The organism is Pseudoalteromonas sp. SIMBA_162 (genome assembly GCF_046535955.1).
GTDB lineage: Bacteria > Pseudomonadota > Gammaproteobacteria > Enterobacterales > Alteromonadaceae > Pseudoalteromonas > Pseudoalteromonas marina.
Genome location: NZ_JAWJBQ010001014.1, coordinates 1 through 243 on the forward strand (window position 1 = coordinate 1; position 243 = coordinate 243).

Sequence of the window (243 nt, forward strand, 5' to 3'; positions counted from 1 at the left end):
GTATTCAAAGCCCGGTTGTTATGAATTCTAAAGCAACTGACTTAAATGCTGTTTTTGGCGGACTAAATGGTAAATCGCTCATAGCCGTTGACACTATTAAAATAACTCCTTACCAATCAGAATTTACTCAATGCGGTTCACTTATGCCTCCAAAACGGGAAATTGACCGTTTATACCCAATCCCACTGACACAGCGGTTCTCAAAACAGATCAGGAATGCCGTCACTCATGCTTCGTTTAAAT

1 pseudogene is annotated in these 243 nt (G+C 40.3%); it reads left to right on the forward strand.

Annotation, left to right across the window (positions count from 1 at the left end):
• Positions 1-20 precede the first annotated feature (20 nt).
• A pseudogene (locus R0J88_RS22780) lies at positions 21-243 on the forward strand (allophanate hydrolase); the annotation flags it as partial.